This window comes from Vibrio cortegadensis, assembly GCF_024347395.1.
Lineage (GTDB): Bacteria > Pseudomonadota > Gammaproteobacteria > Enterobacterales > Vibrionaceae > Vibrio > Vibrio cortegadensis.
The window spans coordinates 1,917,243-1,930,868 of sequence record NZ_AP025472.1; the positions used below are offsets into that span (position 1 = coordinate 1,917,243).

At 41.0% G+C, this 13,626-nt stretch carries 10 protein-coding genes and 1 tRNA gene; 4 read left to right on the forward strand and 7 right to left on the reverse strand.

Features of this window, described 5'->3' with window-relative positions; genetic code table 11:
- Positions 1–44: 44 nt before the first annotated feature.
- The 3 genes from OCV39_RS09055 to OCV39_RS09065 are packed head-to-tail and all read right to left on the reverse strand — an operon-like array spanning position 45 to position 2,864.
- Positions 45–443, reverse strand: a complete 399-nt coding sequence (locus OCV39_RS09055; protein ID WP_136993770.1) for a GtrA family protein — start codon at positions 441–443, stop codon at positions 45–47.
- Positions 424–1,869: an ArnT family glycosyltransferase gene (locus OCV39_RS09060; RefSeq protein WP_261888331.1), complete on the reverse strand. Its 1,446-nt coding sequence runs from the start codon at positions 1,867–1,869 to the stop codon at positions 424–426. Before OCV39_RS09060 ends, OCV39_RS09055 begins: the two co-directional genes overlap by 20 nt.
- A complete protein-coding gene (locus tag OCV39_RS09065; RefSeq protein WP_261888332.1) occupies positions 1,866–2,864 on the reverse strand; it encodes a glycosyltransferase family 2 protein in 999 nt (332 codons plus the stop codon). The genes OCV39_RS09060 and OCV39_RS09065 overlap by 4 nt, the downstream gene beginning before the upstream one ends.
- A gap of 129 nt (positions 2,865–2,993) precedes the next feature.
- Here OCV39_RS09065 and OCV39_RS09070 point away from each other — a divergent pair, with 129 nt between their 5' ends.
- The 3 genes from OCV39_RS09070 to OCV39_RS09080 all read left to right on the forward strand — a co-directional run bounded on the left by OCV39_RS09070 (position 2,994) and on the right by OCV39_RS09080 (position 6,006).
- Entirely contained in the window at positions 2,994–3,674 is a 681-nt protein-coding gene (locus tag OCV39_RS09070; RefSeq protein WP_171756413.1) for a response regulator transcription factor, read from the forward strand.
- Positions 3,667–4,959, forward strand: a complete 1,293-nt coding sequence (locus tag OCV39_RS09075; protein ID WP_261888333.1) for a sensor histidine kinase — start codon at positions 3,667–3,669, stop codon at positions 4,957–4,959. Before OCV39_RS09070 ends, OCV39_RS09075 begins: the two co-directional genes overlap by 8 nt.
- Positions 4,960–5,085: 126 nt before the next feature.
- Positions 5,086–6,006 carry a pyridoxal-phosphate dependent enzyme gene (locus OCV39_RS09080; protein ID WP_261888334.1) on the forward strand — a complete coding sequence of 307 codons (921 nt, stop codon included), beginning with the start codon at positions 5,086–5,088 and terminating at the stop codon, positions 6,004–6,006.
- Between the two features lie 60 nt (positions 6,007–6,066).
- Here OCV39_RS09080 and OCV39_RS09085 read toward each other — a convergent pair whose 3' ends face one another.
- The 4 genes from OCV39_RS09085 to OCV39_RS09100 form a co-directional block, all read right to left on the reverse strand.
- The gene (locus OCV39_RS09085) at positions 6,067–9,213 is read right to left on the reverse strand and encodes a DUF748 domain-containing protein (RefSeq protein ID WP_261888335.1); all 3,147 of its coding nucleotides are present in this window, start codon (positions 9,211–9,213) and stop codon (positions 6,067–6,069) included.
- Positions 9,214–9,493: 280 nt separating this feature from the next.
- A tRNA-Ser gene (locus tag OCV39_RS09090) sits at positions 9,494–9,581 on the reverse strand.
- A gap of 147 nt (positions 9,582–9,728) precedes the next feature.
- Positions 9,729–10,178, reverse strand: coding sequence for an L-alanine exporter AlaE (locus tag OCV39_RS09095; protein WP_017051986.1), 450 nt, complete (start codon positions 10,176–10,178; stop codon positions 9,729–9,731).
- Positions 10,179–10,423: 245 nt separating this feature from the next.
- Positions 10,424–12,832, reverse strand: coding sequence for a hybrid sensor histidine kinase/response regulator (locus tag OCV39_RS09100; RefSeq protein WP_261888336.1), 2,409 nt, complete (start codon positions 12,830–12,832; stop codon positions 10,424–10,426).
- Between the two features lie 136 nt (positions 12,833–12,968).
- Here OCV39_RS09100 and OCV39_RS09105 point away from each other — a divergent pair, with 136 nt between their 5' ends.
- A complete protein-coding gene (locus tag OCV39_RS09105; RefSeq protein ID WP_261888337.1) occupies positions 12,969–13,538 on the forward strand; it encodes a UPF0149 family protein in 570 nt (189 codons plus the stop codon).
- Positions 13,539–13,626: the final 88 nt, after the last annotated feature.

Sequence of the window (13,626 nt, forward strand, 5' to 3'; positions counted from 1 at the left end):
CGCTTTTCTGTATCCGTAACATTAAATAACTTAACGTTAAATTGCTAACACGAACTTGAAGCCTTGAACACCCATCGAGAACTCAATAAAAAGTTACTTATCATTCCCGCCAGTACACCTAATACTAAGGCGATATAGACATACCATCCATCGGGTCCAATCCACTCCAGGCTCAATTTAAACACCACAAAGTTAGGCACCGCAGAAATAGATGCCGCTAGGATAAATTTTTTCCATTGCTGCAAACGAGGAGCGTCTTCAACGTCACTAAATGTATAGATTCGATTTCCTAGCCAAGTCGTTGTAGCGGCACCAATGAAAGCTATCGTTCGAATCAGCATCAGATCCCAATGAAAGAATATATTCAACGTCGCAAAGATGGTGGCATCGACTATGAAGCCGATGCCTCCCACTACAGAAAACTTAATCAGTCGTTGTATCATTTTCAATCTTCATGCAGGTAAAAAGTGAACGCTTAGATACCGCGGTAAATTCCATTCTACAATTCAGCGACAAATCCTTAATAAGCGTTTCAACAGGCTCCATCTTTCCAATGAGGTAAAAACGATCTAAGTTAAAGATCTGCTGATTCGAGGTAAATCGTTTAGCCTGCCCTCGACTATAAAACTGGCCAGAGAATGGTCGTTTACCTACATAAAAAGCAGGCGCACTGTCTTGGATTTGTTCAAAGATAACGCGATCACTTCTGCGCTCAGCTTTACCGAGATTAAGCATCAATAGTGCAATCATCAGTACTACAGGTAAAATACATGCGACTCCTGAAAACCACTTCAAATCTTTCTCTTTTATCAGCATAGCAATCATGAGACCAAGAGCGGGTATTCCTGGTAACACGTATGCTGGAAGAATATTTCCTGCGGCAGTAAAGAGTACTAATGGAGAGATCAACCAACATAATAAAAAACTAAACAGCCCATGGTGAGTGGTACCGACTTCTTTAATCATGGCTCGTCTTCGCCAAGCTAAAAACGGTAGAACAATAGACCAAGGAGCCGCTGCTTGTAGCCAGAAGACCCAAATCATCCCCTTCACTTCATCATGAGCAGAGCCGTATAGATCGCCCTCCCATCCACTGACGACGAAACGTTTAAAATGCTCCCCGACAATGAAGTAATCAATAAAACCGGGTGTTTTCAGTTCCGCTAAAATGTACCAAGGTAAAGCCACACACAGCATCGCAACTGAACCAAAGACAATTGGGAAACGACGCCAAAGCTCATGAAATCCATTCAGAAAACCATGTTGAAGTATAAGCCAAGGTAAAACTGCAATACCCATAATAACGATCGCTACGGGTCCTTTCGCCAGTAGTCCCATGGCCAGCCCTAAAAACCCAATTATTCCCCATGCAAATCCCGATTTTGTTGCTTTATTGTCGAGCCAGCAAAAGTAAAAACCGACCATGGCAATCGTCATCGCTAAGGTTAGTGCCATATCCGTCATAACGGCACCAGCCGCAATCGAGAAGATACCGCAAGTAGCAAGCACAATACCGGAAACTAACCCACTCACACCCACTCTTCTCGCCATGTAAGCAATCAGAAGAATAGTGGCCACTCCAGTCAACCAATGCGGTGCTCTTACTGCAAATTCATTCAGTCCAAAAATTTGAATGCCGTAAGCGCTCATCCACGTAAACAGCGGTGGTTTACCCCAAAAAGGAATCCCGTAATCAAATTGTGGCGTCAACCAATTGCCAGTTTCGACCATCAACCTTGCCATTTCACCGTAACGAGCTTCGGTCGTATCCATTAATGGGTAAGCGGCTAATGAAAGTAATCTGAGTAAAAGTGCAAAGCCAAGTAAAATCCAGAGGTGATTACGCTTAATGTCAACGTTCAGTTTCATGCCATCGCCTTTAAAAAAGTGGTATGTTGTTTCGCTGGCTGTTCTGAAATTGATTGAACGAGATACAACGGCCTTGCTTTCGTTTCAATAAATATTCGACCTATGTACTCACCGAGTAACCCAATACTCAATAGTTGAATCCCACCAAGGCCAAGCATCACAACCATCATGGATGGGTAACCACTTACGGCTTCACCATACATGACTGTTTTCGTAACAATAATTGAACCGTATACAAAAGCAGTGCACGCAATCAGCGCACCAAGAACGGTCGCTATGCGTAATGGGCGGATTGAGAACGAAGTAATGCCATCCATCGCTAACCCAAACAGCTTTAAATAATTCCATTTTGTTTCACCACAAAAGCGAGCATCACGTTCAAATTGCAGCGTAGATTGTTTAAAACCAGGCCATGAAAAAATGCCTTTCATATAGCGATTGCGCTCTGGTAAACGATTGATATGATCAACCACTTCACGGCTTAGTAAGCGAAAATCCCCGACATTTTCGGGCACTTTCAACTGAGCCATTGAGTTTAATACTCGATAGAATGACGCAGCGGAAAAACGTTTAAACCAAGATTCCCCATGTCGATGACTGCGCTGCATATTGACCACATCAAAGCCTTTGCGCCACTCTTCCAGCATAGAAGGAATTAACTCTGGTGGATCTTGCAGATCGGCATCAATGAGAATGACAGCAAGCCCTCGACAGTGCTCCAATCCAGCAGACATCGCCGCTTCTTTACCAAAGTTTCGACTCAGCCCTAAACTAATCACGTCGCAACCCGAAACAGGAAAGCTCTCCACTAACGCCTTACTATTATCAGAACTTCCATCATCGATATAAATTATTTCACAACGGTCATCTAAAGCATCAAGAACGGCAGTCAACCTAGAATGGCATTCAGGTAACACCTCTTGCTCATTGAAATAAGGCACAATAACCGAAAGTACTACTGGCTTCTCAAAGTAGTTTTTATGTAGTGTATTCATTCATGCAACAATCTATAAAATTGGATTTGTTTGCATTGTCTACTAGTCAATGTGGAAGATATGTCGTTGACATCTTTTTCACATCAAATCATGATCATAGGAAAGCACCTTTAAACGTAGATTTTAAAAATGAAGAAAGTACTGTTAGTTGAAGATAACCGAGAAGTCGCTGGCGTTTTATTTGATTACTTCGAATGCATTGGAATGGAACTGGATTACGCAGACAATGGCGAGCTAGGCTTACAACTGGCTCTCGAACAAAGCTTTGACATCATCATTCTTGATTTAATGCTACCGCGTATGGATGGGTTAACCGTTTGTAATCAACTGAGAGATAAAGGCAACTGCACTCCAATATTGATGTTAACCGCGCTAGATAACCGCGAAGATATGCTTAAAGGCTTTGAACATGGTGCTGATGACTACCTAACAAAACCTTTTGATTTAGACATCCTTGAAGCTCGAATGAATGCTTTAATCAATCGCTATCGTGGCAGTGTAGCAAGCACCAAAATGAGTTATGGCTCCCTGGTTATCGATCAAAAAACACATCAAGCTTACCGAGACTCCAAACGACTCTCACTAAATCCAACAACCTATACAATTCTTGAGTTATTGTGCCAACAAGCACCTGAAATTGTCACTCGCGAACAGATAGCAAACAAACTTTGGCAAGAAAACGAACCCAACAATGACGTTCTGAGAAGTCATATCTATCAATTAAGAAATCAGCTTGATAAGCCTTTTTCTTCCCCAATGTTAATTACAGTGCCAAAAGTAGGGTTTCGTTTGGAGGTAGCCAGTGATTAATACCTTTCGCTCCAGCACAAAAAGTTTAACGGGCAGGTTAGCTCTATTTTTCGCACTGCTATCGACCGTTGTCGGAGGAGTGAGTTACACCATTTTTTACAGCGCAATACATTGGTCAGAAGATAGAGTTGGCGAACGACGGATCATACTTGATCGTAACGAAGCTATTTCTCGTTATCAAGCTGGTGAAGATGGGGTCATCACCATTGATATATTAACAGATGCCTATAATGACTGGGATCTCATTCCGAAGGAGTACTTACCTTTCTTTCAAGATAAGACTTTTTTTCTAGGCGAAGTGGGTGACGATCCACATTCAAGAATGGTCTATGTAGGTGAGTTTTCAAAAAATGGCACTCAGTTTCCAATAATTCTATTAAGTGAAATCGACAAAGTTGAACTTCAACTAGATGAAATTATTTTTTCTGTCTCTGTTGTCATGGGGCTTGTCACAACCTTGATGTTACTATTCGGCGCACTACTATACCGACTTTCGCAACGTCTGATCGAGCCAATTAATTCATTATCCAAACAACTAGAAACCAATAAAGGCAAAGTGGATCAAGCGTTTTCAATCAATAATGGCGCTGCTGTTGAGTTTAAATTGTTAGCCGATCAGATGAACCATTATCGGCATGAAATCAACTCTCTTTTGAAGCGGGAGCAGGCATTTGCACGCTACGCAAGCCATGAACTCAGAACACCACTGACTGTCGTTAGAGGCTCAAATAAACTATTGAGCCGTGGTGATAATAATGAATTTCAGACAAGACAGATCAAAAGAATCGATGATGCGGCGTATCAGATGTCAACCATGGTCGACGCCTTACTCGGTCTAGTGCGTTATGAACGTGACCATGATTCAGAGCCAATGCGAGAATTTAGTGAATCTGAACTCAAATCGATTCTTGACCAAAATTCGGAACAGGCTGTTTTAAAGCAAGTAAATGTGGAATGCACCATTGAAACCTCACCTCAAGTTCAAGCAACTACAGCGGTCATGAACATGATCATTGGCAATTTAGTACGAAATGCCATTGCTGCAACGAACCAAGGCGTTGTTGAAGTAAGGATGACATCAGAATATATAAACATAAAAGATCAAGGTGAAGGGCTAACTGAGAAGCCTTCCGCAGATGGACATGGCTTAGGCTTGCTCATTGTTGATGATTTATGTTCACGATATGGCTGGTCTTTCTCACTAAGCAACCATAAAAGCGGAGGCTGCGAAGCTGTCGTTACGTTTCCATCACTTCAAAAATCAATCCCCCTAGCCGACTCATAACTGATTATCGCTATCCGCTTATCTACATTAGCGGATAGCGGTAAATTGTATTCTATAATTATTGTTGGTTTACTCTTTAACCATACTACTAGATACTGTGCCCAACTTAGTTAAACATTTTGTTGTATGAAATTAGACAATAGCCCTATAACCCAACATCAATTTCAGAAAAGCACTTTCTTTCTTAAGCGTGATGATCAACTCCATTCCCACTTTTCAGGTAACAAAGCTCGTAAATTTATGAACATACTAGAGAGTGACTACCCTAAAGTCACCACTCTGATATCTTATGGATCTGCGCAGGCCAATTCATTCTATTCATTAGCGGCTCTGGCTCGAATAAAGGGTTGGTCTTTCGAGTTTTATGTTGATCATATTCCAGCATCGGTTAAAGCATATCCAAGAGGTAATTATCGTGGAGCGCTCGAACTTGGCGCTAATATTATTGATCTTTCCGAAGTTGCACCAGAACTGCATCCAAAATCTTATATTGAAGAGATTCGACAGCCAGCCGAAGAATGTTTGTATGTTGAAGAAGGTGGCCGATCTCCTCTCGCCGAATATGGCGTGAAGCAACTCGCAAGAGAGATACTGAGTTGGGTTCGATTTGAACCGAATCATAATTTCGTGGTTGCCCTACCTTCAGGGACGGGGACGACGGCACTCTATCTTCATAAGCATTTAAAAACACATAACATTCCTGTGATTACCTGTGCCTGTGTGGGTGGGAATGATTATCTGACAAGCCAATTTGATGAATTAGGTGAAAGCGATCACCCAGAAATTTTGTCTCTGGATAAAAAGCACCACTTTGGCAAGCTCTATCAACAAGATTACCAAACGTGGCTAAATTTAGAGCAACAAACCGACATTGAATTCGACCTGCTTTATGACCCTCTAATGTGGCAATGCTTAGACCGATGGAGCGCAGAAAACCCAGAGAAAACCCTACTGTATATTCATCAAGGTGGGCTACTCGGTAATGAAACGATGTTGCCGCGCTATCAAAGAAAGTATCCACAACTCGCAAGCTCTATTGACAATTAATCATGCGCACTTTAATGCTCCCTATTTGGATAAGGAGCATTCTATTAAAGTTGACCCTAATTAGTTTGAGTCAATCGTGAGCAACGCTTTATGCTCTTCAGTTTTAAGTTTTGTTTTGCTATCCATGATGAATACGCGGTTTGCTTGCACTTTATTAACCAATAGCGACGTTTTGATTGCTTTCGCTCGCTCCTGAGCCAATTCACCTAACTCTTGGTACGAGACGTCTTGTGCCGAAAGCAGTTGGTTGTATAAACTAATAGAAAGCGCTTTAGATATTTGTTCTGGCTCTGCGACTTTTTCCTGTAAAGTTAGACGCTCTTGAGCAAGATCTATTTTTAACTCTTCAACGGCTACCACTTCTAGTGCTTCTTTCAGCGGCCCAGTATCTGGAATACGGCTCGCACTTAAATCTTCAGGAAGCCTAGCAAGACCACTTTTCTTTAATAGTTTCTGCTGTAACTCGTCTTCTGCTATTTTAGCCGAATCGTCTTTAATAGAGACGGAGCCTTCAACGCTAAGGTTTAGATTCGGCCTTGCATTGAGTGCTTTTGCGAGTAAAACAATTTTCTGTTCACCAGCCTCATTCAGCTCTGAAGTTCCCGGTTCAAATTCGACATAATCGAGCTCTTCATCACTGCCAACCATATCCGCTAATAATGAAAATGGAGCGGTAACCGCTTTCGTGATCAGGTTTTCCAAGACGGTTAAAATTGCACCGCCGAAGCTAAAGTCAGGGCTATTGACATCACCAGAGACTCCAAAACCAAGATCAATAACGCCATCCGTATCTTTCAACAACCCAATCGCAAGCGTGACGGGTAGACTCGTCGCAAGATCAGATTCACTACGTTTACCTAGCGTCAATTGATCCACAACAACGTTATTTTCGCCTTCCAAGATATTGTTTTCTAGACGGTAATTGATATCTATAGATAGCTGACCTTTATCAATGTAATACCCCGCATAAAGCCCAGAATATGGACTCACCGATGTCAATTCAGCACTCTCTAATTTGAAATCCAAATCTAGATAAGGAGGCTGTGCTAGAGGGTTTACTTCTCCAAGGATGGTGACCGGTGCGTATTTATCAATTTTGCCTTTGATATCCACTTTCGCACGAGTTTGAGGATTGGATGAAATATGCTGAATACTGCCTTCTAGCATTTCAATTCCTGAAGCGAAGTTCGGAACCAATGAGTAATCGGCAAAAAAGGCAGAGCCATTTATAAACGCAATTTTATCAATATCAAGCGACAAGGTATTTTTATCACTACCTTGTTTTTCCTTAGAAGTAGAGGCTACAACCTGTGGTTCAGCCGATTGAGAGGACGTTACTGAGGACGCTTTTTTTCCTTCTGTTTTTTGAGCTTCTGTTTTCTTACTTTCTGCTTCTACGCTCTCTTGTTTTTTCGTTATTTGACCAATATTAGTCAATCGATCTTTCGTTACAAGAACTTTAGCATACGGTTTGTTGAATAAAATGGTATCAATTTTCAACCGTTTTTTCTGCTGGTCAAAATGCAACGCTTCCAGCGACATACTCTCCCACTTAAGCAGAGGTTCTTTTTCAAGCACATCTTTTATGACTAAGTTATCTATTGAGCTTTGCCCTTGAAAAATAGCTTTTCCTTTACTGTTGGCACTCAAGGAGCCTTGTGTACTGAGCGTACCGTTATCCACAATAAGGTTGAGATGCGGAGCGATGTAGCGTTGAAACTGTGTCAGATCCAGCGATACAAGTTTCATTTGCGCCACAAAGTCTTCATTCATTAAGTCTGCCAAGCCTTCCACGCTGTATTGACCACGAGCTTTGGTCGGCGCTTTGTTAAACTCTGAGCCTATTGCTAAATCAAGTTTATAATGAATAGGATCGGTTAAATCACTATTTAACGCACCCGTTTCAAAATCTAATGGAAAGATTCGCCAGTGCATATTGTCACTCACAAAACGATCTTCGAGGTTCAAATCTGCTTGTATAAGTGCAACTTTTTCCAGATTCACTCGCCATGCCGCATCTTGAGAAGTATCACTTTCTGAAGGTTCAGACGTAATGACATCCACCTGTTTTTGCTCTCGGTTAGTTGGAGTGAAATAACGAGGTAAATCTAACCCCTTACTATTTAATGCTGCATCCCCCCATAAACCTGTAACCGATAATTCTTCAAGATCTACCTGTTTATCAGCAGTACTTATTTTAATACCATCAAGTGCCAGTTCATCCAATTTCACTTTGGGCTTACCATCATACTCAAACGCTAAATCATCGATAGAAAATCGCCCTTGATTAAGCTGAATATTGATTTGTTCTTGCAATTCACTCACAGAGAAATGTGAGTTGAAGTTAATGGCACCACGACTCAAATTAGCGCTGATGATATTTTCACTTAGCGGCCATAAGGGTGGTAACTGGATCGCAGATACCCCGATGTCGCCTTTTGCGAGTAGCGGCTGAAGTTGAAACTGCCCGTTAAATTCAATACGACTCTTATCGCTTCCAGACAGTTCTAGAACAAATTGGTTTGTCGATAGAGGCGTTGCAGCTGCACTCTTCTGCGAAGCATCAAAGACTTGGGCCTGAGTATCAAGTTCGTTTAGCTCAAAGTTAATGTCGTGATAGCCAAGCGTTACGCCTGTTTGTCTATCGTGAATGTCGATGGCAGCATTCGATAAATTGATTGTCAGCGCTTTAAAGGGAAACACTTTTTCAACAGTCTGATTTGATTCTTCCTGCTGGATTTCGGAGGAGGACTTTTGAGGTAAAGCCGCAATATGCTCAATAATGTCTGTAAAATTAAACCTTGTCGACGCGCTATCTTGGCTTAATCTCGTCAGTTGAACTTGAGGCTCTATTAGAGAAAAATACTCTAATGTCGGTGTTAAAGTGATAATACTTTGCCAAAAATTAAACTGTGTTTTTAACTGCTTAAAATGAACAAAGCGATTGATTCCATCGCTCTCTGCGATCATGAAGTCATTAACTTCAATCCTCAGTAGAAAAGGATTCACTTTAATGTCTTGAACGCTAACATCACGCCCGATGAATTGGTGAAGCTGTTTTGGTAATTGGGACTCTATGGCAGCAGGTAAAGCTAAACCTATTAACAATGCATAAGAAGCATAGGCCGCCACAATATAAGTACCGATTCGAATTGAACGGTGAGCCAACTTAAAACGTTTAATAGCCGCACTAAAGACACTTTTCATACCGTGATTCCTTGCCCTGGTATCCAGATTCTTGTTTATTTTTATGAAGATAGACTCTTGCCAATCAGTAGTAACAATATCTGATATCAGTTTGCTCAGCCAGTATTTAAGCCTAATACTCTGACTTAGGTATGCTTTCATCAGATCTCACACGGCATGCTATCAGCAGCTCGCTATGATAATACCAAGCGGATGAGTATAAGAGGTGTTACTGGAGACAGGTTTGCATTTCCTTACCGGCATAAAAAAAGACGCCCTAAGACGTCTTTCTTCAAGAATGTGGCGGTGAGTGAGAGATTCGAACTCTCGGTACGTTGCCGTACACACACTTTCCAGGCGTGCTCCTTCAGCCACTCGGACAACTCACCGTATTTCGTTAACTGCTTGGTCAACGAGGCGCTAATTTAATGATTTAACTCATTTCGGTCAAGTGAAATTGGCGAAAAAAGTCAGATTACACGTTTGTTTGTTCATTAAGTAGCTAATTAGATCAAAATAAAACCAAAGTAAGCAAGTTAAGCCGTTTGGTAATAGCCAGGAACTTTAAACCACTTACGGCACATATCTAAAAAGTAGCCATATAGCACCCCCATACCACAAGAGATGACGGCATTACTTGAAACTGCTGTAATAATTTGATCGGTCGATGCCCCAACTGCAAGCAGAATGCCTGCATATACTGGTGACTGGAAAAGGACATATGCTAATAGATCAGAAACATTCTTCATTAGTTTTGATGTTGATACTTTATAACCACTGCGTATAAACCAATCTCGAAATACTCCATAAGGCCAAGCAATCGCGATATTTACGGGAATAGATAGAACACGAGATGCCAAAGATTGCTCAAAACTCATTCCAGAGATGAACACTTCGACAATCATTCCCGAAATAAAACAAAAGACAACCATTGCAAACGTATCTGCTGCCGCATTACGAAAACAGAATGACCCATTAGCCTTCATTACCACACCCCAACACTTATCACTACTAAATCACAATTAAACCGCAATATAAAACCAGCTTTAAATAACCAGCCAGTCATTTGCGCTATTAAAACACATATTTTAAAGTGATAAATATCAAAGTAATAACGGGAGGGTAAATTAATAACTAATTAAGATTAAAAAAGCAGCTTATAACACTGCTTTTTGGACAACTGCTCAATAACCAGTCAAATAACGAGTATTATCAGTAAGTAAATTACATTTTAGTTATTTATAAGAAGTAAGGTTAACTGGTCGAGATCACTTTGCTTCGGTACGGCATTAAGTTGCAATGATGACTCTATGTTTTGAAGCAAAATGGCAAGAGCGGGAGATATTGGCCTTGAGCATAAATGTTTAAGCTGATCCAATGTCGCGCTTGCTTGAGAAATATGCAAATTTTCAAGCTCAATAAAGAACTGAACAAGAAGTTCTTCTACATTTTTTACGGCTGTTGACTCAGTTTGGTACTGATATAATTTTCTGGCGTAACGATACAACGCGTCATCCAGTTCACGTTCATCTATCGGTTTTGCAATAATATAATCAGCGCCAACCCCTAGCATCCTCTCACGAGTTTCACGAAATACGTCAGCTGTACATCCAAAGATCAGAACCGTGCTCATAGGGGGGCTAAGTGATCGAATACCAGAGATCGACTCAACACCGTCCATCACAGGCATATGATTATCCATCAAAATTAAATCAAACTTCTGCTCCGCAACGATTTGAAGAGCTTCTTCTCCATTTCCAACACATACACATTCAAAGCCTTTATTCTTCATGAAGGTTTCAATAATGATGGTATTAGTACGATTATCTTCAACAATCAATACCCGCAGTCCTGAGTAATCTAACTTCTGCTGTAACAGGGATTGTTTTGAGCCTGGTTTACATGCGGCAATCTTCACTTTCACTTCAAAGCTAGTACCAATCTCTTCCTCACTAACAACCGATACTCCTCCGCCCATAAGCTCCGCGATCCGTTTAACAATCGTAAGACCAAGCCCTGTACCGCCAAAACGACGTGTAGTACTTGATTCAGCTTGTTCGAATGGATTAAAGATTCGTTTCTGCGCCTCTTTCGAGATTCCGATCCCTGTATCTTTAACCCTTATAGATAAAAACTCGCTTCCATCTTCTTCGTACTCTTTTAAATACACCTCAACAAAACCACGAGACGTAAACTTCACCGCGTTATTAAGAAGATTAAATAATATTTGCCGTAAGCGCGCTTTATCCGAGTAATACCAACGTCCGGTAGGGATCTCCGAATACACTTTAAATTGAAGCCCTTTTTCAGTGCATAATGTGTAATAGACACTATTGATACTGCCGACAATTGAGTCGATTGGGAACCCACTTCGATCTAGCTCAAGATGACCTTGTTCAATTTTAGAAAAATCTAAAATCTCATTGAGCAGCGTCATCATGTGCTCTCCAGAGTCATAAAGAGTTTTTAAATATTTCTCTTGAGCCTCTGTAAGTTCAGTTTTAAGTAGAATTTGAGCCGTTCCTAACACCCCATTCATTGGCGTACGGATTTCATGAGATAAAGTTGCCAAAAACAAAGATTTAGCTTCAGTCGATGCTTGCGCTTTGATTTTCTCTTCTTCTAAATAAACCGTTTTCTCATTAAAAGCGTCAACCAAATGCCGTATTTCATCTCTGCTTGAATAAGAAATTTCAATGATCCCACCCTGCTTCGATTCATCCACTTTTCTGGCGATGACGGTTATTGGATTAATTAAATAGCGACTAAGAAGATAATAGCCAGCCATGACACAAATAAGCAGTAATGGCACGATACCTAATTCGATATTCATCACTTGCTCGAACACCTCATCGGACACTAACCGTTTAGAGTTAACCACTTCAATTTGCCAATCAAAGGCACCGAATGTATAGCGACTGATGTATATATTATCGACAACCTTAAAATTATGTTCGGTTAATATTTTTCCATAATTATCACGCAACACCACGCCAAGATCGTACTGTTCAGCATGCTTTTTGACAAAATCAATCAAACCAGCCAAAGACAAATCAACGGTTGCGACGCCTGCAAACTGCCCTTTTAAGTAGTACGGTGTAGAAGCGGTGATCATTTGTATATGTGTATAGGAATCGATATATACATCAGACCACGAGATAGTTTTTTCTGGTCGACCAGCCACTTCGGTGTACCATGACTCCTTATGATAACCTGCCGCTTCTGGATTATTCCAAGAGACTATCTGATCGATCTCACCAGTATTGCTTCTGTTGTAAAACAAGCTTGAATAAGGAATGTTGCGATCAATGCTGTAAGGCTGCGGCCAAATGCCACCACTCACTACAATGTTATCGCTTAATAAAAAGATGGACCGAAAAACCTCGTCGAGCTTTTCTTGGGTTTGATCAGTTTGCACAATGCCGACTATTGAGAATAGAACCCCTAAAGAGCTATTGAGTGGTTCATTGATTTGTGCGGAAAGTAATTCTGAGCGCAAGTCTAAATTGCGGACAAGTTTATCCCTTACTGGCGGCTCTACCACCCAGTAGGTTACGCTGCCAATAATTGCAATGAAAAAGCAAAGGTAAAGGCCCAGTGCTATGATGCTTTTTTTCTTAAGTGACGAACGTATATCCATATTTCTTCGATACTTTTCAATTATTCATTAAAATTTATAGTGATTAACTCAGCACATCAAGTCTTTTTCCCTTTGCTATTGCTTGGTAAGATAGCCACTTCATTCTACACCCTCTTAACTGATACGGTATTCTATTTTGACATTACAAGAAATTCTGTCTTTACCAGAGCTCGAAGATAAATTAATTAATGAAGCGAAAACATATGGATTCGTGACTGCAATGGCAGCCGCTCCGAACGTCTTAACACCGCACGAATGGCTTTCGTTTCTATGGGGGGGGGAAGAAGCCGCTCCTTTTTCTGATGGTGAGCAGCTAGAAACTTACGTAGAAAGAGTCATTGAACTGTGGAATAGCTTCCGCCCTGCGCTTCTTGACGGTGAATGGGTTTGGCCTACCATTTGCCAGCTTGATGAAGAAGAGATTGTGAATGAAGCCACACGAGATTTTTGTGAAGGCGTACTTCAAGGCTGGCAACTTAGTCGTGATGACTGGGAGACGTTAATGCCAGAAGAGAGCGAAGATAACGCCTTACTCGGTGGCGTGCTGCTCTCTTTAAGTATGCTTTACGATCCAGAGACATCAATCACGGCCTTAAAAGAACAAGGCATTGAAGGACTTGAGCAGTTTGAAGAGATATTTAATGCGATGCCAATTATGCTATGCGGTCTAACCCAAAAAGGCGTTGCATTAGCTGAGAATCAATAAGCTCGATAAAACGATCTCATTAAAGTAAACATACCGTTATTAGAATAAACAAAGGCCAGTATTCATTGGCCTTTGTTTATTATTCATC